Source organism: Frankia nepalensis, assembly GCF_016786325.1.
In the GTDB taxonomy this organism is placed as follows: Bacteria; Actinomycetota; Actinomycetes; order Frankiales; family Frankiaceae; genus Pseudofrankia; species Pseudofrankia nepalensis.
In genome coordinates, this window is sequence record NZ_JADWYU010000144.1 from 13,111 (window position 1) to 31,436 (window position 18,326).

An 18,326-nucleotide genomic window follows, 5' to 3' on the forward strand; every position below is an offset into this window, starting at 1 on the left:
GGTGGATGCGTCGCGACTACTCGCGGATGACGTCGTCGAGGGTGGTGGCGGTGACGGCGCGGCGGAGCCAGATGTCGAGCTGGTCGAGGTCGGTGCAGGCGATGATGCGTTCGCGGGCGTCGTCGGGCACGTGCACGCGGCGGATCTCCAGGATGGTCAGCAGGTCTTCGGCCTTGCCCTCCGCCTTGCCTTTGGCCTGGAGGTCGCGGAAGATCTTGCTGCGGTACTCGCGCTTGACCATGGTGGCCATGTAGTCCTCCCAGAGTGACCTGAGCGCCTCGGGTAGCCCGGCCAGGACGATCTCATGATACTTCTCGCCCATCTCGGGGCTGAGTGTCTGCATGCCTTCGGCCAGCGCGGGGAAGGCCTGCCGCGCCTTCGTGCGGTGCCAGAGCATGGAGAGCAGGGCGACCGCGGGATGGTTTTCTTAAGGCCTTGAGAGTAAAAGTTTCGCCGGAACTCCTTCCTTTGGTGGTCAGTTCCCGGTGCTCCGATACCGGCGGACCCCGGCGCGCCAGGCGAGCGTCGCGACGGCGGCGGCGAGCAGCGCCACCAGCGGCGAGGCGAACCGGGTAGCGAACGGCAGGCCGAACGGGTCGGGCCGGTCGAGGACGTACAGCGCCGGCAGCCAGCTGACGAACCCGATCGGCGCGGCGACGGTGAGCAGCAGCCCGAGGCGCCGGCCGTAGATCGTCATCGGGTAGCGCGCCGCCAGCGCCGAGCCCTGGGCGAGCGCGGCGACGGCGACGGTCGCGTCCGGGGCGACGAACAGCACCGACGCGGCGGCGACGAACGCGCTCCCGGCGATCACCGTCCCGCACAGCACCATCGCCGGGACCAGCAGGGTCCTGCCCGCTGTCCAGTCGACGTCGAGCGCCGCGCAGCTGACGACGACGATCACCGCCGGCTGGACGACCCGGCCGATCCGCTGCGGCGCGAAGCTGAGCGTCGCCGCCTGGACGAGCACGCTCACCGGTCGGATCAGCACCACGTCGAACCGTCCGTCCCGGATATGCCAGCCAAGCCGGTCGACGGGCCCGACCAGCGCTTCGGCGAGGGCGAACGCGAGGGCCGAGGTGCCGTACAGGAACGCCACCTCGGCGAGCGAGAAACCGTCGAGCGCCGGCAGGTGGGCGAACACGATCCCGATCGCGGCCAGGTCCAGCATGGTCGCCGCGACCTCGGTGGCGGTCATCAGCGCCAGCGAGGCCCGGTACTGCGCCGCCTGCCGGAACGCGATGCGCACCAGCAGCAGGTAGGCGCCCAGCTGGGCGCGCAGCACACCGACCGGGCCGGCCTCGTCGACGGGCGCCACGGCCGTCAGCCGCCCTGGGTGACGAGCCGGCGCAGCGCGACTCGGGTCACCAGCCAGCTCACGGTGAACAGCGCGGCCGCCCAGCCGGCCTGGAACGCCAGCAGCTGCCCGATCCCGGCCCCGCCGGCCGGGCGCAGGTAGACATCCATCGGCACCTGCAGCACGGCGGCGAACGGCAGCGCCCGGGCGACCGACCCGAACACCCCCGGGAAGATCGTCAGCGGCAGCACCGCGCCGGAGAAGAACGTCAGCGCCAGCGACGACGCCGCGAGCACGCCGCGCACGTCCGTCGTCCAGAACACGGTCATCGCGACCAGGTAGCGGATGGCGAACCCGACGAGCAGCGCCAGCGCCAGGCTCACGGCGAACGCGGCGCCGGCCGCCCGCGAGGCGGGCGGCTGGGCGCCGAACAGCGCCACGCCGACGACACCGGCCGGCACGGCCCGGCTGGCGAAGAACACCGCCGCCCGCCCGAGCTCCCGGGCCAGCCACCAGCGCAGGAACCCGAAGGGCCTCGCCAGGTCGACGACGATCGCGCCGCTCTCCACCCGCCACGGCACGTCGATCATCCCGCCGAACACCGCGAACGTGGTCACCAGCGCCTGCCCCAGCACCACGAAGGTGATCGCGTCGTCCAGGTCATAGCCGGCGAGGCCCGGCCGCGCCTCCCAGACCGCGATCGCGAGATAGCCGCGCAGCACCGTCATGATGACGTTCGACAGTGTCGACGCCGCGACCGTCGCCCGGTAGGCCACGTTGACCTTCGCGGTCGCCGCCGCGACCGCCGCCCACGCCCGGGCCTCGGCCCAGACCTCGCTCGGACGGGCCCGGGTCGCCTCGACAGCCATCGGCACCCTCCCCCGCGGGCTCCGCGCTCTCGCCGGCCGCCCGTCGCCGGCCAGGACTGGCCGTCACCAGTGTCCCCGGCGAGCGCGCCCCGCGCGGGGCCTTGCCCCAGCCGCCGTGACCTCCGCGTGGCCCACGGCGGCGCCCACGGAGGAAACACGACGCGATGTCGCCCAGGCCGGACCGATCAGGACGTGTCCTGGCCGGCCGGTCGCAGCCGGTACACGTGCAGCGGCCCGTGATCGCCTTGCCGCGTGTCGGTCCGCGTCGCCCCGAGGCGGCGCACGAGCGCGAGCGACGCGCCGTTCGCCTCGTCCACCTCGGCGTGGACCTCCGCGAGCCCCAGCGTTGCGAACGCGTGCGCGAGAACCGCTCGCGACGCCTCCTGGGCGAGGCCCTGGCCCCAGCGCGCCGGGGTGAGAGAGCACACCAGCTCGACTCCGTCGCCGGCCGCGCGGTCCATCAGCCCGCACACCCCGACCGGTTCCCCGACCGGTTCACCGGCCCGAGTCTCGGGACCGGGCGTCGCGCGGCGCAGGGCCCACAGGCCGCGCGCGGACGCGGCCATCGTCGTCACGCTCGCCTCGACCAGTTCGGCCACCTGATCCGCGGTAACCGCCACGTCGTCGAACAGGTACCGGCGGACCGCCGGTGAGTCCCACAGGTCACGCAGCCAGGACCGGTCCGCGGCCGTCACAGGACGTAGGACCAGGCGCGCGGTCCGCAGCTCGGGCACGATCCCATGATCCGCGTCACCGACCGGCTCGGCCACCGGGTTTCCGCGCGGCACCGGGTCTACGCCGGTGGGCGTGTCCAGGCGCTGACGGCCAGCTTGCCGGTGGTGCCGAGGTCGACGTGGAGTGCCACGGCCACCGGATCGGCGCCCTGCTGGTCTCGCAACCTGAGCAGCGAGATCCCTGCTCTCGGACGTCGGGTAAACGCCCCAAGACCGGGTCGGAGCAGGCACGCGGGTTTCGCGGGGTGCTTGTTTGGGCGCATCGTGAGCTCAGGTGAGCGATATTGGCTGTGCGACAGGCGTCACATCGGTCCGTGGTCAGGAGGTCCAGCGGTGACGGTCACCAACCAGGATCCGGACGCGGCGGCCGGCCCCGGGGCCGGTCCTGAGGCCGACGCGGAGGCCGACCGGGCCGGGATCTACTACGACCCCTATGACGCCGTCATCGACGCCGACCCGTATCCGGCCTGGCGGCGGCTGCGGGACGAGGCTCCGCTCTACTACAACGAGAAGTTCGACTTCTTCGCGCTGAGCCGGTTCGACGACGTCGAGGCGGGGCTCGCCGACTGGCGCACCTACCGGTCGGGGCGCGGCTCGGTGCTGGAGTTCATCAAGGCGGACCTGGACCTGCCGCCGGGCCTCATCCTGTTCGAGGACCCGCCGGCGCACACCGTGCACCGCGGCATCCTTTCCCGGGTCTTCACCCCGAAGAAGATGCTGGCCCTGGAGGCGAAGGTCCGGGAGTTCTGCGCGCGCAGCCTCGACCCGCTCGTCGGCGCGGGGCGGTTCGACTTCGTCACGGACCTGGGCGCGCCGATGCCGATGCGCACCATCGGCTACCTGCTGGGCATCCCGGAGTCCGACCAGGAGTCGATCCGCGACGGGATCGACGAGGGCCTGCGGCTGGAGGGCGACGGCACCGACCTGGCGCCGACGGTCAGCGACGGCTCCCAGTACGCCGAGTACATCGACTGGCGGGCCCGCCACCCGTCGGACGACCTGATGACCGAGCTGCTCACCACCGAGTTCGAGGACGAGACGGGGACGACGCGCACCCTCACCCGGTCGGAGATCCTGGTCTACGTGAACCTGCTGGCGGCGGCGGGCAACGAGACGACGACCCGGCTGATCGGCTGGGCCGGCAAGGCGCTCGCGGAGAACCCCGACCAGCGAGCGGAGCTCGTCGCCGACCCGGCGCTGATCCCGAACGCGGTCGAGGAGCTGCTGCGCTACGAGGCGCCGGCCCCCGCGCACGCCCGTTACGTCGCCCGCGACGTGGTGCACCACGGCCAGCCGGTCGCTGAGGGCAGTGTCATGGTCTTCCTCGTCGGCGCGGGCAACCGGGACGAGCGGCGCTACCCCGACCCGGACCGGTTCGACATCCACCGCGACGTCGGCCGGCACCTCACGTTCGGCTACGGCATCCACCACTGCCTCGGCGCCGCGCTCGCCCGCCTCGAGGGCCGCGTCGCCCTCGAGGAGGTGCTGCGCCGCTTTCCCACCTGGGAGGTCGACTGGCCGCGCGCGGTGCGCGCCCGCACGTCGGTGGTCCGCGGCTGGGAGTCGCTTCCGGTCCTCACCGGCTGAGCCGCGCGGCGGCGTCACCGGGCACACCCGTCACCCGGCCCGCGAACCCTTCCGAGGGAGGGTTCGCGGGCCGGCCATCGATCATGCGCTGAGCTCCTCACGCCTGGCCGAGCCCGCCCCTGGCGGAGCCACCCGGCTGCCGGCGGGTCAGCCGACGCCCTCCGGCGCCGAGACCGGCGGCGGCACCCGCGTGAAGCCGGCCGGTGGCACGACGGTCAGATTGGCCAGCGCGTCCGGCGTCCGCGCCAGCTCGCTGAAATCGGAACGCACCGTCATCCTGATGCCCGGGGTCGCCTTCTCCGCCTGGGTCCGGAGCACGTCGTAGGTCTCGGCGTCCACCCAGATCTGCTCCGAGCCGCCGGTCCCGGGGGCATCGTCCTTGAAGTCGCGGCGCAGGCAGATCGTGGCCCTGCCGTCGAGCTCCGCCGGACCGACGACCGTCCAGGACTCGGAGGCGCCGGTCAGCGAGTCGCGCACGTCGGACGGCGTCGTGCCGAGCAGGCCGCCGCCGACGTACGGACCTTCGCCGGCCGACCGTGGCGGGAAGGTCTCGGTCCACCAGGTCCGGCTGGCGAAGTCCACGACCGTCGTGACGACGTTGCCACCGGGCGAGGCCTCGGCCATGGCCTGGTCGCGCCGCGGGCTGCTCGGCGAGTCGGCGCCGACGATGCGCTGCGCCCCGGTCACCGTGTCGAACCAGGTCTCGCTCTGGCTGGTCTGACCGTCGAACGTCACCTGGCTCACGACGTGCTGGACGACGTCGCCGGTGTTCGACACCGCCGCGTCGACCCGCGCCGCGACGAACGCGACCGTCGGGAGCTCGGCGATGACGGCCGGCGAGGTCGCGCCAGGCGAGACCGCGCCAGGCGGTGGCGCCGCCGGCCCCGCGGGGCCGCCACCGATCGCGACGACCAGGACGGCACCCGCGACCGTGAGGGTGCCGGTGGCCGACGCCGCGCGGCGCGCCACGACCCGGCGGCGATGCCGGCGGGCCGCCGCCACGAGGACGTCACCGCCGAGGCGGACCGAGGCGACCCGCTCGGCCATGCCGGCGGTGAGTTCCCGTTCGAGATCGGTGGTCATGAGGCAACTCCGTTCCTGGTGTGGGTCTCCTCGACGGCCCAGGCGGCGGTGACGTCCCGCAGGCGGGCCAGCCCGCGCGAGGCGGTGGACTTCACGGTCCCGACCGAGCAGCCGAGCACCGCCGCGGCCTCGGCCTCGGTCAGCTGCTCCCAGTACCGGAGCACGAGAACCGCCCGCTGCCGGGGCGGCAGCGTCCCCAGCGCCTGCACCAGGGCACCGCGCAGGTCCAGGGTGTCGGTGCCGTCCGGCTGCGGCGCCGGCTCGGTGGGGGCGAACACCTCGGGACGCCGGCGGCGGCGCCGCCAGTCGTCGACCGCGAGGTGGTACATCGTCCGGCGCAGGTAACCCTCCGGGTCACCGGACATCCGGTGCCAGTTCCGCATCAGCCGTTCGAGGGCGGACTGGACCAGGTCGTCGCCGGCCGCCCGGCTGCCGGTGAGCAGCACCGCCGTCGCGAGCAGCGCGTCGCCGCGTTCGGCGACGAACGCATCGAGTCCGTCGAACGTGTTCCTGCCACGCACTCGGACCTCCTTCCGTCGCCACCAAGTACGACGCGCGAACCAGAATGGTTGACCCGGTCGACGACGAGACGGCGGTGGGCGGGACGGCTGCCAGCCGAGCGGCCCGCGGACGGCGGGCGTCGGCTACGAGGACGAGGCCGCGGCGAGGCGAGTGAGCTCCTCGCGGGCGAGGTCCGTGGCCCAGGCGGGGTCGGCGTCGCGGGGCTGGGTGAGCAGGTGGAACGCGAGGCCGTCGACGAGGGCGTGCAGCCGCCGGCCGTCGGCCAGGGTGCGCTCGTCGCGGGGCCGAGCGGTGAGGAACTCGACGACCTGGATGCACAGGTCCTCGACCTGCTGGTTGGCCTCGTCGCGGATCGCCGCGAGCCGTGGCACGACCGGGCTCTCGGCGAGCAGCGCGATCCAGATCTCGAGCTCGGCCCGGCTGTCCGGTTCCAGCGGCAGCAGGTGGCGAACGATCCGGAAGGCGTACTCCAGCGGGTCGTCGGCCTGGGGGGTGGCGCGGATGCGGGCGCTGGCGCGCTCGACCGCGAGCTCGGCGGAGAACTCCAGCAACTCGGCCCGGGTCGGGAAGACGTGGCGCAGCGAGCCGACGACGACGCCGGCCTGCTCGGCGACGGTGCGCACGGAGACGGCGCCGATGCCGCGCTCGACGACGATCCGCCAGACGGCCTCGGCGAGCTGGGCCTTGCGGGCGTCGCGGTCGATCGTCCTCGGCACGAGCGCAAACTAGCACGCCCGTGCTACCGTCTTTTTCTAGTACAGCCGTGCTACGAAAAGGAGGAGCTGTGATCGCCGGAGTCATCGTCGCCTGTGAGATCGGCTTCTGGGTGCTCGTCGGCCTTGGTCTCGCCACCCGCTATGTGCTGCGCCGGCGGCGGGCGGGCCTGGTCCTGCTGGCCCTGACGCCGCTGGTCGACGTGGTCCTGCTGGTGGCGACGGCGCTCGACCTGCGCGCGGGCGCGACCGCGAACCCCTTCCACGGCTTGGCGGCCCTCTACCTGGGCTTCTCGGTCGCCTACGGCCACAAGCTGATCCAGTGGGCGGATGTCCGCTTCGCGCACCGGTTCGCCGGCGGCCCCGCCCCCGTCCGGCTGCACGGCGGGGCGTACACGCGGGAGTGCTGGCACAACGTGCGCCGCACGGCGACCGGCGTGCTCGTCGCCGCGGCCGCCCTCTGGTTCCTGACGGTGCTCGTCGGCGACCCGGAGCGGACCAGCGACCTGGAGGCCCGCTACCCGCTGCTGGCCATCATCTTCGTCGTCGACCTGATCTGGGCCACCAGCTACACCGTCTGGCCGCGCAAGCCCAGGCGGCTCGCCGAAACGGGCTGAGGAGGGATCCGAGGCGCGACCGGGCGCGGGCCGCGGACGCGGGCATCCACCCGTGCCGCGGCACCACTCGATCATCGACCTGTTCGGGTCCGCTCCTCGTCGTGCTGGTCACGGTCGATCAGGATCGGCTCGCCGGCCACGGCCACGCCCTGAACGCGATCATCGCGGTGGACTCCAGCTCTCGACGCGAGGCGCCGTCACGTGCCTGTTGGGCCATCCCCTGCAGGACCACGCCCGTGAACACGGCCAGCGACCGCGCGTCGGCGTCCTCCGGTAGCTCGCTGGCGCGGATGGCGGCACGGATCGCGCGCTCGAGCGCGTCGACCCCGCTGGTGCGCAGCGCGCGCAGCGACTGTTCGACCTCGGGCGACCCGCAGTTGACCGCGGCGCTGACGGCGAGGCAGCCGGGCGGCCGGTCCGGGCGCGTGTAGGCGGCGGCGGCCTCGCGCAGCAGCCGTTCCAGCCCGCGCCGGAAGGTCGGTTCCTCGCTGAACGCCCGCACCATGAAGGCCCGGTACACCTCGCAGTACACCTCGAGGACCTCGTCGAACAGCGCCCGCTTGCTGCCGAAGGCGGCGTAGAGGCTCGGGGGACCGACGCCCATCGCGGCGGTGAGGTCGGCGATCGAGGTGGCTTCGTAGCCCCGGTCCCAGAACAGAACCAGTGCCCGCTCGAGCGCGGTGGCTCGGTCGAACTCCCTCGGTCGCCCACCACGGGAGGTGGTCATGACGGGATTCTATAGCGGTCATTAAAGAACCTGCTACGGTGAGCCGGCGAGGTTCTGTAGTGGTCGCTAGGAAAGGGTGGCTGAGCATGGGTACGTTGGCCGGCAAGACGGCGCTGGTGACCGGCGCAAGCCGGGGGATCGGCCGGGGCATCGCCCAGCGGCTGGCCCGCGAGGGCGCCCTCGTCGCCGTTCACTACGGCAGCAACGAGGCGGCCGCCCGGGACACGCTGGCCGCCATCACGACGGCCGGCGGCCAGGCGTTCGTGCTGCGGACCGAGCTCGGACGGGCCGGGGACGCGCACGCGCTGTGGTCGGCCTTCGACAAGGGCGTCCGCGAGTTCACCGACTCGCCGCACGTGGACGTGATCGTCAACAACGCCGGGATCGCGCTTTACGCCCCGGTCGGCGACGTCGCGGACACGAGCTTCGACGAGGTCTTCGCGGTGAACGCCAAGGCGCCGTTCTTCATTCTCCAGCACGGCCTCGACCGGCTCCGCGACGGCGGCCGCATCATCAACATCTCGTCGGGAGCCGCCCGGCTGGCGACCCCGATGCTCATCGCCTACGCGATGACCAAGGGCGCGCTCAACGCCCTGACGCGCACGCTCGCGCTGGAGCTCGGGCCACGCAACATCACGGTCAACTCCGTCGAGCCGGGCATCGTCGAGACCGACATCACGTTCTTCCTCTCCGATCCCCGGATGAGCGAACTGGCGGCGTCGTGGTCGGCGTTCAACCGGCTCGGACAGCCAGCCGACATCGCCGACGTCGTCGCGTTCCTCGCCTCGCCGGACTCGCGCTGGATCACCGGGCAGGCCATCGACGCGTCCGGCGGCCTCCTGCTCGGCCCGACCTTCTAGGGCCGGCGACCAGGACACCGAACGGCGACTACGAGCCCAGCCCGTGGCCGGGCCCGGAGGACCCGCTGGCACGCCCATGAATCGTCGTCCTTGCCACGTCCCGCCAGGGGCTACGACCACGGCTACCTGCGCGCCTTCCTCCGCGAATGCGGGATCATCCCGTGCATCGCGCGGTGCGGCAGCGAGTCGAGCGAGAAACTCGGCTGAACCGGGCGGACCGGCGGACGGGGCGGCAGTGGCGCGGCGCACACTGCTGGCATGTGTGGGCACGGCGACGAAGCCTCGACCCCGGCCACCGCCCCGGCGTCACCGCCGGCGGCCTGGGCCGCACCCCCCGCGGCCGGACCCGCCGCCAGTCCGGCCACGGAGCCAGCGCCGCCCGGCGAACCAGCGGCGCCTGAGACGGCGCCGGACACCGCGCCGCTGGCGCCGCCGGGGCGGTGGCGGCGCTGGCCGTCGCGGCGCGGGCTGATCCTCGGCGGGGCGGCCACGCTCGGGCTCGCCGCCTGCTCGGACGGCGGCGGGTCGAGCGCGGGGGCGCCGCGGGCGACCGTCACGAGCTTCCCACCGGCCCGGCGGGTGGTGCTCACGGCGACCGCGGCCTCCCGCGGCCAGTATTTGTACCTGCCGTTCGACGTCGGCCCGGGGGTGAACCGGGTCCAGGTCGACCTGGAGAAGGCCGACCCGAACGCCAAGGTCGGCGTCGGCCTGTTCGACCATCGCGGCCCGGCCTACGGATCGCCGGGCTTCCGCGGCATCTACGGCGAGGAACGGACCTCGTTCTTCGTCGCGGCGGACAGCGCGTCGCAGAGCTTCCTGCCCGGTCCGGTCGAGCCGGGCCGCTGGACGGTGATCGTGCCCGTGTTCGCCGTGCCCGCCCCGTCGCAGATCAGGGTGACCGTCACGCTGTCCGGCGGGCCGGCGCCGGCGAAGCCGTTCACCGCCGGCGCCACCGTCGGCACCGTGCTCGACCGGCCCGGCTGGTACCGCGGCGACCTGCACTGCCACACCCCGGAGTCGTCGGACGCCTGGAAGCAGCGCACGGCGCTCACCCCGGCGGACTGGGCGCGGACCTGCCGCGAGCTCGGCCTCGACTTCGTCGCGATGACCGACCACAACGTCGTCTCGCAGAACCTGTTCCTCGGCCGCGACGCCGGCTCCGACGTCCTGCTGATGCCCGGAGAGGAGATGACCGACTGGTTCAACGGGCACGCCACGGTCTCCGGGATCGACGTCGGCGACTGGCTCGACTTCCGGCACTCGCCCGAGGGCGTGGCGCTGATCGAGAACGGCGCCCGGATCGACCGCTTCATCGCCACCGCCCGCGACCTCGGCGCCTACGTCGCCGCCGCGCACCCGTCCTTCCCGTCCCTGAAATGGGGGTTCGGCGCCGAGATGGAGCGGCCCGCCGGCCGCACCGACGGCTACGAGGTCTGGACCGGTTCGTTCGGGCCGGACGACGAGGAGTCGGTGCGCGCCTGGGACGGCATGCTGCGCCGCGGCTGGCGGGTCTGGGCGAACGGCGGCAGCGACCTGCACGGCGTCGACAACCAGTACGGCTTCCGCGCGGGCACCCCGACGACCATCGTCTACGCCGACGCCCTCGAGACCAGGGCGGTCGTCGCCGCGCTGCGCGCCGGGCGCAGCTTCGTCACCCGCCGCCCCGACGGCGTCGAGTGCTACCTGACCGCCACCCGGCCCGGCCAGCAGGCGATCGTCGGCGGCACGGTCTACGGCGCCGCCGGCGACCCGGTCGAGGTGAAGGTCCGGATCCGTCGCGGCGGTGGCTACCGGGCGATCCTGCTCACCCAGGACGGCGTGCTGTCCACGACCCCGCTGACCGCCGACGACCAGACCATCGAGGCGACCATCCCGATTCCGGCCGGCGCCACCGACAAGGGGGCCGGGGGCGGCTTCGTCCGTGTCGAGGTGCGCGGCGCCCGCCGCGACTACCCGGGCCAGCCGCTCGCCGGCGAACTCGACATGGAATGCCTCACCAACCCGATCTTCCTCGCCGCCGGCGACCCGCCCGCCGACCTGCGCCCCATGACCGCGCCCCCGCCGGACCGCCCCGGCCCTCGCCGGGTCACCACGGCCTGACACCGCTTGGCCGTACCCGCGCCTGGATCGTCGTCAGGTCCTGGTCGTCGGATCACGGGATCCGGGCCGAGTCCCTCGGCTCGCCCGCGCCGTCAGGAGGTGGTCGTCCGCGCGGGGCGCAGCGCGCCGTCGAGAAAGGCGACGATGCCGGGAAGGCGGTCCGCGAGCGGGAACGCCAGGCCGTGCTCGACTCCGGGCAGGATCGTCAGCTCGACGGACCCGCCGACGGCGCGCAGGCCGGCGGCCAGCTCCTCGGACTGCTGGTAGGGCACCAAGCTGTCCCGGTCGCCGTGCTCGATGAGGAACGGCGGCGGGGTCCGGCCCGGGCTGAGGTAGCTGACCGGGTTGGCCTCGCGGACCAGGTCCGGCACCTTGCTTATCCGCCGGCCCAGGAACAGCGACTCCGGCGACTTGCGGGCGTCGTGGACCATCGGGCGCCGCACATGCGGGTTCGCCCGCTGCTGGGCGTCCATCGTCAGGAAGTTGACCGGGCCGAAGAGGTCGACGACGGCCTGCACGGCGTGCGGGACGCCGTGGTTTCCCAGCGCGGCGTCCTGCGGGAAGACGAGGTCGCCGGAGGTGCCGAGCATCGCGGCGAGATAGCCGCCGGCCGACTCGCCCACGGCCGCGATCCTCGTCGGATCCAGGCCATACCGGTCGGCGTTGGCCCGCAGCCAGCGCACCGCGCCCTTCACGTCCACCACCGCCGCCGGGAAGGCCGCCTCCCCGGAGAGCCGGTAGTTCACGCTGGCCACCGCGTAGCCCCGCGGCACCAGCGCGTGCGCGAACCGGCGCATGTGCTTCTTGTTCCCGCGCAGGAACCCGCCGCCGTGCAGCGCCACGACGACCGGCAGCGCCGCCGCCCGGCCGCCCTCCGACTGACCGTCGGCGGCCGGAGTGGGCGGGCGGAACAGGTCGAGGCGCTGGGCCCGGGACAGCGATCCGTAGGCGAGATCGAGGTCGGCGCGCATGCCGGCTGGCGCCGGCCACCGGTCCTCCTCGGAAACGATGTCCGATCTGACCCCGAGTAGCGCGCTCAGGTCCGCCAACGCCCGACCTCCCGTCGATCCGCCCCTGCTGTGAGCCGGTTTCCCGACCGCCCCGCGCGGGACGGCGCCACCCTCAGCCTGGCAGGCGCCCGCCGGACGCCTTCGGGTGGCCCCGCGATGAGACTTCGGGTGGCCGGGCGACCCGGCCTCGGGCACGGCCGGTGACCCGGACCCGGACCAGCGCGCTCCGGCGCTCCGGTTCAGGTCCTCCAGGTCCAGGTCCGGGTCGAGGCTCAGGATCGAGGATCAGGAGGTGGGGATGGCGACGGGCAGCGTCTCCCAGCCGCGGACCGTGGAGGTGCGGGCCTGGACGGCGCCCGTCCAGTCGACGTCCCACTCGGGGAAGCGCGCGAGGACCTCGTCGAGGGCGACGCGGCCCTCGAGGCGGGCGAGCGCGGCGCCGAGGCAGTGGTGGATGCCGTAGCCGAACGTGAGGTGCCGGCCGACGTCGCGGTGGATGTCGAACCGGTCCGGGTCGGGGTAGCGCCGCTCGTCACGGTTCCCGGAGCCGTTGAGGAACACCATGATGGATCCCTGGGGGACCGTCCGGCCGTGGTGGGTGACGTCGCGGGCGACCCAGCGGGCCTGCACGGGGGAGGGCGCCTCGTAGCGCAGCAGCTCCTCGATCGCGTTCGGGATCAGCGACCGGTCGGCGACGAGCTCGCGGCGCTGGTCCGGGTTCTCGGCGAGCACCTTCCCGGTCCAGCCGATCAGCCGGGTCGTGGTCTCGTTGCCCGCGCCGGCCAGCAGCATGATGTAGGTGAGGATCTCGGTGCGGGTCAGGGTGCGCCGCGTGCCCGTCTCGTCCTCGAACTCGGTCGTGAGCAGCTCGGTCATCAGGTCGTCCGACGGGTGCTGGGCCCGCCAGTCGATGTAGTCGCCGTACATCTCGGCGCCGGCCGTGTAGTCGACCTCCGGGACGAGGTCGGTGCCGTCGCCCTCCAGCCGCAGGCCCTCGTCGATCCGGTCGCGGATCGCCTCCTGGTCGGACTCCGGGATCCCCAGCAGGTAGCCGATCGTGCGCATCGGCATCTGCGCGCCCAGGTCCCTGATGAAGTCGAACCGGCCGGAGCCGACCAGCGGGTCGAGGCTGCGGGCGCAGAACTCCCGGACCTTCGGCTCCAGCGCCAGCATCTTCTTCGGGGTGAAGACCTGAGAGAGGATCTTGCGGTGGACCGTGTGGACCGGTGGGTCCTCGAACAGGATGTTGCCGGGCGGCAGCGTGATGTTCGCCTTGATCAGCTCCAGGACGGAGCCCCGGCCCGACCGGTAGGTCTGCCAGTCGGCGAGCCCCGCCTCGACATCGTCGAACCGGCTGAGCGCGTAGAAGTCGAACTTCTCGTTGTAGTAGAGCGGAGCCTCGTCCCGTAACCGCCGCCACGTCGGGTACGGGTCGACGTCGATCACCGCGTCGTACGGGTCGTAGTAGACCTCGCCACCGGTCGTCGTCGCGTTCTCGTTGGTGGTCGTCACCGCTGCCCTCCTGGACGCCCGTCGCTGTGACGAGCGTCGCACGCCGGGACGGTTCGGGTCACGTTCACACGTCGCCGCGGGTGCCTCGGGTCGTGGCTATGCGGCGTGCGCGACCGGGAAAGAGCAGGCGGCCCAGCCTGTCAACTCGCGGCCGGTGGCCACGACGCCGGCCGTTGGAAGTCCGTCGACAGTCGCGTCCGTGCGTTCCCGCTTGCCACATCCAGCTGTCCCGGGACCAGGCCCCGCGCGTCGACAAGGTCCGCTCCACCCAGCTCCGTCGCGTCCAGGCTGGCGCCGGTCAGGTCCGTCCTGTTCAGCCGGGCGTCGGTCAGGTTCGCGAGGTTCAACGTGGCGTCGGTCAGATTCGCGTCGAACAGCGAGGCGCGCGTCAGGTCCGCGTCGAACAGCACGGCGCGCTTCAGGCTCGCGCCGTCCAGCCGGGCGCGGGACAGGTTCGCCTCGACCAGCACCGCGCCGGTCAGGTCCGCCCCGTCCAGCCGGGCGCCGGTCAGGTTTGCCTCCACGAGCAGGGCGTTGGTCAGGTCCGCTCCGGCCAGCCGAGCGCCGGTCAGGTTCGCCCCTAGCAGCGCGGAACCCGTCAGGATCAGGTTGTTCAGCTGGGCGCCGGTCAGGTTCGTCCGGTGTAGCCGGGCCTCGGCCAGGTTTGCCGAGCTCAACTCGGCGCCGGTCAGGTCGGCGTCGGTCAGATCGGCGCGGTGAACACCTCTACGGAGGGGCAGGCGCCCCAGGATGGTCAGCGCGGCCTGCACATCGGGCTCGAGCCGTCTCGGCCCGGCCGGGGTAGCTGGCCCAGCTGGGGCTGGCGCCGACGGGCGGGCCTTCTCCCGAACGAACGCGGAGACGACCTCGACCACGGTGCGCTGGTCGTCCGGCGAATCCTTCGCGATGCGCTCCAGCGCGTAGATCCCGCCGAGCCGGACCGTGATGTTTTCCGAGCCGAGTTGGTCCACCGCCCGGGTATAGAGCTCGCGGACGTGGGTGTTCGCGTTCGATCGCCGGGTCTCCGCCAGCGCCACGAGGCCGCCCACGACCGCGACCAGTGCCGCGGCCGCCGTCAACAGCCCAGACTGCAACGCCGCCCGCGCATCGGAATGGTCCGCCGTCGGGTCCACCGACCGGTACACCACCGGAGGCAGCAGGAACACCGCCACCACGGTCGCCGCCGCGAACGTCCCCGCGACGCAGATCGCCACCCATAGCCAACGCTGCCCGGAACGCCGCCGCGTTCCCCCGGTACCGGCCATGTACAGGGTTGTACGCCATTGTCACCACACGCCATGACAAGAACGACCTGACCGCTGTCACCCTCAGCACGGCGAGGCGGGCGCGGTGAGCGCGGCTGACGCCATGTCGAACAGGTCGGTGACGTACCGCTCGTAGGGCACGGCCCCGGCCGGGGAGTCCAGGAGGGGGTCCCGGGACGGGCCGGGTGCCGGGAGCCGGTCGTAGTCGGCCAGGGCCGTCAGGCACATGATGGTCGCGTGCCGCAGCCGCAGCCGGCGCAGCGGCTCGGGCACCGCGGTGAGGCGGTCCAGGATCGCCAGGGTCACCTCGTGGCCGACCGGGGCCGCCGGCTCGCCGGCCGACCACCACGGGTGCTGCTCGGGGGGATGGGAGCCGAAGCGGCGCAGGAAGCGGACGTAGTGACTGTCCGGCCGGCGCGCCTCCTCGGCGAGCGGGCGCAGCAGGACGTCGAGCAGCTCCCGCGCGCCCGGCTCGCGGCCCGCCGCCCCCACCGCCGCGAGCAGCGCCGCCCGGCGCTGGTCGAGGGGGCCGACCCGGTAGGCGACGATCGCCCGCAGCAGCCCCGCCTCGTCACCGAAGTGGTACTGGACCGCGTTGTTGTTGCCGTTGCCGGCCGCCCGGCAGATCTCGCGCAGCGACACCGCGTCGTGTCCCCGCTCGGCGTAGAGCCGCTCCGCGGTGAGCAGGAGCCGCAGCCGCGCCTCCCGCGACCGCGGCCCGGCCGCGGGAGGCGCCGGCTCGGGCGCTGTGGCAGTGGTGGGGCTCATCGGCGGCTACTCGGCGCCAACGTCGGTCTCGATGCTCATCTCCTCGCCGGTCTCGCCATCGGTCTCGTCGTCGGTGACGCCGAGCTCGGCGAGCAGGCGGGCGCGCAGGGCGCCGAACTCGCGGTCGGACCGGTGGCGGGCCTCGGCCAGGCGGACCGGCTCGTCCAGGGACAGCCGGCCGTCGGTCAGGACGAGCACGCGGTCGGCGAGCAGGATCGCCTCGTCGACGTCGTGGGTGACCAGCAGCACGGCGGGGCGGTGACGCCGGCACAGGTCACGCAGCAGGGTGTGCATCCGGATGCGGGTGAGGGCGTCCAGCGCGCCGAACGGCTCGTCGAGCAGCAACAGCCCGGGGGAGCGGACCAGCGCCCGCGCGAGCGCGGCGCGCTGCGCCTCCCCGCCGGACAGGGTCGCCGGCCAGGCGCGTTCGTGGCCGCCGAGGCCGACCTCGGCGAGCGCGGCGCCAGCGGCCGCCCTAGCCCCTTTGCCCTTCAGCCCGAGGGCGACGTTGTCGAGCACCCGCGCCCACGGCAGCAGCCGCGGGTCCTGGAAGACGACGGCGTTGCGGTCGGGGACGGTGGCGTGGCCGGTCGCGTCGGGGTCGAGGCCGGCGAGGATGCGCAGCAGGGTGCTCTTGCCGGAGCCGGAGCGGCCGAGCAGGGCGACGAACTCGCCGGGCGCGATGTCCAGGTCGATCCCGGCGAGCACCGCCCGGCCGGCGAACTCGCGGCGCACCCCGCGTACCCGCACCGCCGGTGCCCCTGCCTCGTCGGCGGTCGGGCCGGCCGCGCGGCCGTCGGATGCCGCCAAGGCGGCCGCGAGGGTGGTCATGTCGCCTCCAGGCCGCGACGCCAGGCGAGCGCGTGGCGTTCGAGGAGTCGGACGAGGGCGTCGGACAGCAGGCCGAGCAGGCCGTAGACGGCGAGGCCGACGACGATGACGTCGGTCTGGCCAAAGGTGCGGGCCTGGTCCATAAGGTAACCGATCCCGCTGGAGGCGTTGATCTGCTCGCTCACGACGAGCACCAGCCAGGAGACGGTGAGCGCGAACCGCAGGCCGACGAGGAACCCGGGCAGCGCCCCGGGCAGCACCACCCGGCGGATGACCGCGGCCCGGCTGAGCCGGACGGTGCGCGCCAGCTCCATGAACCGGGCGTCGACGCCGCGGATCGCCGCGAACGTGTTGATGTAGACCGGGAACGCGGTGCCCAGCGCGACCAGGAAGATCTTCACCTGCTCGCCGATGCCGAACCAGAGGATCGCCAGCGGCACGAGGCCCAGGATCGGCACCGCGCGCAGGATCTGCACCGGGGCGTCGACAAGGTCCTCGCCGAGCCGGAACAGCCCGGCGACGACGGCCAGCACGACCGCCGCGCCGACGCCGAGTACCAGGCCGAGCGCGACCCGGCGCAGCGAGACCAGCAGGTTCTCGTGCAGGGTGCCGTCGGCGGCCAGGTCGTAGCCGGTGTGCAGCACCGTCCAGGGCCCGGCGAGCACCGAGGAGTCGATCAGGCCCGCCGACGAGCCGACCTGCCAGAGCGCGACCAGCAGCACCGGCCCGAGCAGCCGGCGCAGCCCGCGCGGGACCGGCCGGCGCGCCGGCCGGTCCGGGTCGGCGAGCGCGATCTCGACACGTCCCGCCGGCCCGCCGCCGGGCGCGGCACGTCCGGGCTTGCCGGCCCGGTGCGGCTGCGTTCCGGGAGCCGCCTGGGCCCCGGGCGCGGCCGGGCCGCCGGAGCCGTCGAGGACGGCTCCGGCGCCCTGACCGTCGAAGACGGCGGTGGTCACGAGAACGAACCGCCCTCGAGGGCCTCGGACGGCTTGCCGTCGGGGCCGACCGGCACGTCGCCGGCCAGCGTGATCCGGTGCATCACGCGGTCGTAGCCCAGGTGGCCGTAGTCGGTCGGGACGAGGTGTGCCGTGGCGCGGTTGTCCCAGAAGGCGATGCTGTCGGGCTGCCAGCGGAACCGGACCGTGAAGGCGGGCGTGGCGAGGTGCTCGTAGAGCAGGTTCAGGATCGCCTTGCCCTCGGTGTTCGACAGCTCGACGATCCGCTTGGTGAAGTTCGGGTTGACGAACAGCGCCCGCTCGCCGGTCTCCGGGTGCACCCGGACCACCGGGTGGACGGTCTCGTACGGCGTGCTCGCGAACTGGGCGGCGAGCTTGTTGCCGTCGCCGTACTCGAGGTGCAACTGGTTGACGTGCACCGCGTGCAGGCCGTCGATGAACGTCCGGACCTCGGGGGAGAGCGTCTCGTAGGCGGTGACCAGGTTCGTCCACTGGGTGTCGCCGCCGTAGGGCGGGACGATCAGGCCGCGCAGGATCGAGCCCATCGGCGGGTTCAGGACGAACGTGACGTCGGTGTGCCACAGGCTCTTGACCCGGAAGCTGTCGCCCAGGCCCTGGTAGGCGCGGCTGTCCAGCGGGAAGACCTCCGGGTGGCCCTCCAGCGTCGGCAGCGTCGGGTGGCCGGGGGTGACCTCGCCGAACAGCCGGCCGAACGCGATCTGCTGGGCCGGGGTGAGCGGCTGGTCCCGGAAGAAGACGACCTTCCACTTCAGCAGCGCCGCGCGGATCTCGGCGACCACGGCGGGCTCCAGCGGCGCCCGCAGGTCGACGCCGAAGATCTCCGCGCCGATGTGCCCGGACATCGGCCGCACGTCGAG

19 protein-coding genes are annotated in these 18,326 nt (G+C 73.4%); 4 read left to right on the forward strand and 15 right to left on the reverse strand.

Features of this window, described 5'->3' with window-relative positions; all coding sequences use genetic code 11:
* Positions 1–16: 16 nt before the first annotated feature.
* The 4 genes from I6A81_RS21995 to I6A81_RS22010 form a co-directional block, all read right to left on the reverse strand.
* Complete coding sequence (locus tag I6A81_RS21995) at positions 17–397, reverse strand: hypothetical protein (RefSeq protein WP_203005365.1); 381 nt, start codon at positions 395–397, stop codon at positions 17–19.
* A 78-nt stretch (positions 398–475) separates the two neighbouring features.
* Entirely contained in the window at positions 476–1,315 is an 840-nt protein-coding gene (locus I6A81_RS22000) for an ABC transporter permease (RefSeq protein ID WP_307874815.1), read from the reverse strand.
* Between the two features lie 5 nt (positions 1,316–1,320).
* Entirely contained in the window at positions 1,321–2,163 is an 843-nt protein-coding gene (locus I6A81_RS22005) for an ABC transporter permease (RefSeq protein ID WP_203005366.1), read from the reverse strand.
* Between the two features lie 185 nt (positions 2,164–2,348).
* The gene (locus I6A81_RS22010; protein ID WP_203005367.1) at positions 2,349–2,897 is read right to left on the reverse strand and encodes a GNAT family N-acetyltransferase; all 549 of its coding nucleotides are present in this window, start codon (positions 2,895–2,897) and stop codon (positions 2,349–2,351) included.
* Positions 2,898–3,314: 417 nt separating this feature from the next.
* On the opposite strand from I6A81_RS22010, the gene I6A81_RS22015 reads away from it, so the two are divergent.
* On the forward strand, positions 3,315–4,484 hold the full coding sequence (locus I6A81_RS22015) for a cytochrome P450 (protein ID WP_307874824.1): 1,170 nt from the start codon (positions 3,315–3,317) through the stop codon (positions 4,482–4,484).
* A gap of 147 nt (positions 4,485–4,631) precedes the next feature.
* Here the strand turns inward: I6A81_RS22015 and I6A81_RS22020 are convergent, their stop codons facing one another.
* The 3 genes from I6A81_RS22020 to I6A81_RS22030 form a co-directional block, all read right to left on the reverse strand.
* Positions 4,632–5,567 carry a hypothetical protein gene (locus I6A81_RS22020; RefSeq protein ID WP_203005369.1) on the reverse strand — a complete coding sequence of 312 codons (936 nt, stop codon included), beginning with the start codon at positions 5,565–5,567 and terminating at the stop codon, positions 4,632–4,634.
* Complete coding sequence (locus I6A81_RS22025; protein ID WP_203005370.1) at positions 5,564–6,088, reverse strand: SigE family RNA polymerase sigma factor; 525 nt, start codon at positions 6,086–6,088, stop codon at positions 5,564–5,566. The genes I6A81_RS22020 and I6A81_RS22025 overlap by 4 nt, the downstream gene beginning before the upstream one ends.
* A 123-nt stretch (positions 6,089–6,211) precedes the next feature.
* Positions 6,212–6,805 (reverse strand): TetR/AcrR family transcriptional regulator, encoded by a 594-nt coding sequence (locus tag I6A81_RS22030; RefSeq protein WP_203005371.1) that lies wholly within the window; start codon positions 6,803–6,805, stop codon positions 6,212–6,214.
* Positions 6,806–6,873: 68 nt separating this feature from the next.
* Here I6A81_RS22030 and I6A81_RS22035 point away from each other — a divergent pair, with 68 nt between their 5' ends.
* Positions 6,874–7,419 carry a hypothetical protein gene (locus tag I6A81_RS22035; RefSeq protein WP_203005372.1) on the forward strand — a complete coding sequence of 182 codons (546 nt, stop codon included), beginning with the start codon at positions 6,874–6,876 and terminating at the stop codon, positions 7,417–7,419.
* A 118-nt stretch (positions 7,420–7,537) separates the two neighbouring features.
* Here the strand turns inward: I6A81_RS22035 and I6A81_RS22040 are convergent, their stop codons facing one another.
* A complete protein-coding gene (locus I6A81_RS22040) occupies positions 7,538–8,146 on the reverse strand; it encodes a TetR/AcrR family transcriptional regulator (protein WP_203005373.1) in 609 nt (202 codons plus the stop codon).
* An 86-nt stretch (positions 8,147–8,232) separates the two neighbouring features.
* Between I6A81_RS22040 and I6A81_RS22045 the strand changes: the two genes are divergently transcribed.
* Positions 8,233–9,006 carry an SDR family oxidoreductase gene (locus I6A81_RS22045; RefSeq protein WP_203005374.1) on the forward strand — a complete coding sequence of 258 codons (774 nt, stop codon included), beginning with the start codon at positions 8,233–8,235 and terminating at the stop codon, positions 9,004–9,006.
* Positions 9,007–9,264: 258 nt separating this feature from the next.
* Positions 9,265–11,106 carry a CehA/McbA family metallohydrolase gene (locus tag I6A81_RS22050; protein WP_203010288.1) on the forward strand — a complete coding sequence of 614 codons (1,842 nt, stop codon included), beginning with the start codon at positions 9,265–9,267 and terminating at the stop codon, positions 11,104–11,106.
* A 92-nt stretch (positions 11,107–11,198) separates the two neighbouring features.
* On the opposite strand, the gene I6A81_RS22055 is transcribed toward I6A81_RS22050, so the two are convergent.
* From I6A81_RS22055 to I6A81_RS22085, 7 genes are all read right to left on the reverse strand, one after another.
* Entirely contained in the window at positions 11,199–12,155 is a 957-nt protein-coding gene (locus tag I6A81_RS22055) for an alpha/beta hydrolase (protein WP_238429495.1), read from the reverse strand.
* A gap of 246 nt (positions 12,156–12,401) precedes the next feature.
* A complete protein-coding gene (locus I6A81_RS22060) occupies positions 12,402–13,628 on the reverse strand; it encodes a cytochrome P450 (RefSeq protein ID WP_203004210.1) in 1,227 nt (408 codons plus the stop codon).
* Positions 13,629–13,768: 140 nt separating this feature from the next.
* Positions 13,769–14,893 (reverse strand): pentapeptide repeat-containing protein, encoded by a 1,125-nt coding sequence (locus tag I6A81_RS22065; RefSeq protein WP_203004211.1) that lies wholly within the window; start codon positions 14,891–14,893, stop codon positions 13,769–13,771.
* 63 nt (positions 14,894–14,956) lie between these two features.
* Complete coding sequence (locus I6A81_RS22070; RefSeq protein WP_203004212.1) at positions 14,957–15,661, reverse strand: TetR/AcrR family transcriptional regulator; 705 nt, start codon at positions 15,659–15,661, stop codon at positions 14,957–14,959.
* A 6-nt stretch (positions 15,662–15,667) separates the two neighbouring features.
* The gene (locus tag I6A81_RS22075) at positions 15,668–16,492 is read right to left on the reverse strand and encodes an ABC transporter ATP-binding protein (RefSeq protein WP_203004213.1); all 825 of its coding nucleotides are present in this window, start codon (positions 16,490–16,492) and stop codon (positions 15,668–15,670) included.
* Positions 16,489–17,448 (reverse strand): ABC transporter permease, encoded by a 960-nt coding sequence (locus tag I6A81_RS45710; protein ID WP_307874816.1) that lies wholly within the window; start codon positions 17,446–17,448, stop codon positions 16,489–16,491. The genes I6A81_RS22075 and I6A81_RS45710 overlap by 4 nt, the downstream gene beginning before the upstream one ends.
* A complete protein-coding gene (locus I6A81_RS22085) occupies positions 17,445–18,311 on the reverse strand; it encodes a TauD/TfdA dioxygenase family protein (RefSeq protein ID WP_203004231.1) in 867 nt (288 codons plus the stop codon). The genes I6A81_RS45710 and I6A81_RS22085 overlap by 4 nt, the downstream gene beginning before the upstream one ends.
* Positions 18,312–18,326: the final 15 nt, after the last annotated feature.

Coding starts and splice junctions, on each gene's coding strand:
- I6A81_RS21995 (WP_203005365.1), bottom strand. CDS start 397: ATGCTCTGGCACCGCACGAAGGCGCGGCAGGCCTTCCCCGCGCTGGCC.
- I6A81_RS22085 (WP_203004231.1), bottom strand. CDS start 18,311: ATGTCCGGGCACATCGGCGCGGAGATCTTCGGCGTCGACCTGCGGGCG.
- I6A81_RS22070 (WP_203004212.1), bottom strand. CDS start 15,661: ATGAGCCCCACCACTGCCACAGCGCCCGAGCCGGCGCCTCCCGCGGCC.
- I6A81_RS22075 (WP_203004213.1), bottom strand. CDS start 16,492: ATGACCACCCTCGCGGCCGCCTTGGCGGCATCCGACGGCCGCGCGGCC.
- I6A81_RS22040 (WP_203005373.1), bottom strand. CDS start 8,146: ATGACCACCTCCCGTGGTGGGCGACCGAGGGAGTTCGACCGAGCCACC.
- I6A81_RS22045 (WP_203005374.1), top strand. CDS start 8,233: ATGGGTACGTTGGCCGGCAAGACGGCGCTGGTGACCGGCGCAAGCCGG.
- I6A81_RS22020 (WP_203005369.1), bottom strand. CDS start 5,567: ATGACCACCGATCTCGAACGGGAACTCACCGCCGGCATGGCCGAGCGG.
- I6A81_RS22065 (WP_203004211.1), bottom strand. CDS start 14,893: ATGGCCGGTACCGGGGGAACGCGGCGGCGTTCCGGGCAGCGTTGGCTA.
- I6A81_RS22050 (WP_203010288.1), top strand. CDS start 9,265: ATGTGTGGGCACGGCGACGAAGCCTCGACCCCGGCCACCGCCCCGGCG.
- I6A81_RS22005 (WP_203005366.1), bottom strand. CDS start 2,163: ATGGCTGTCGAGGCGACCCGGGCCCGTCCGAGCGAGGTCTGGGCCGAG.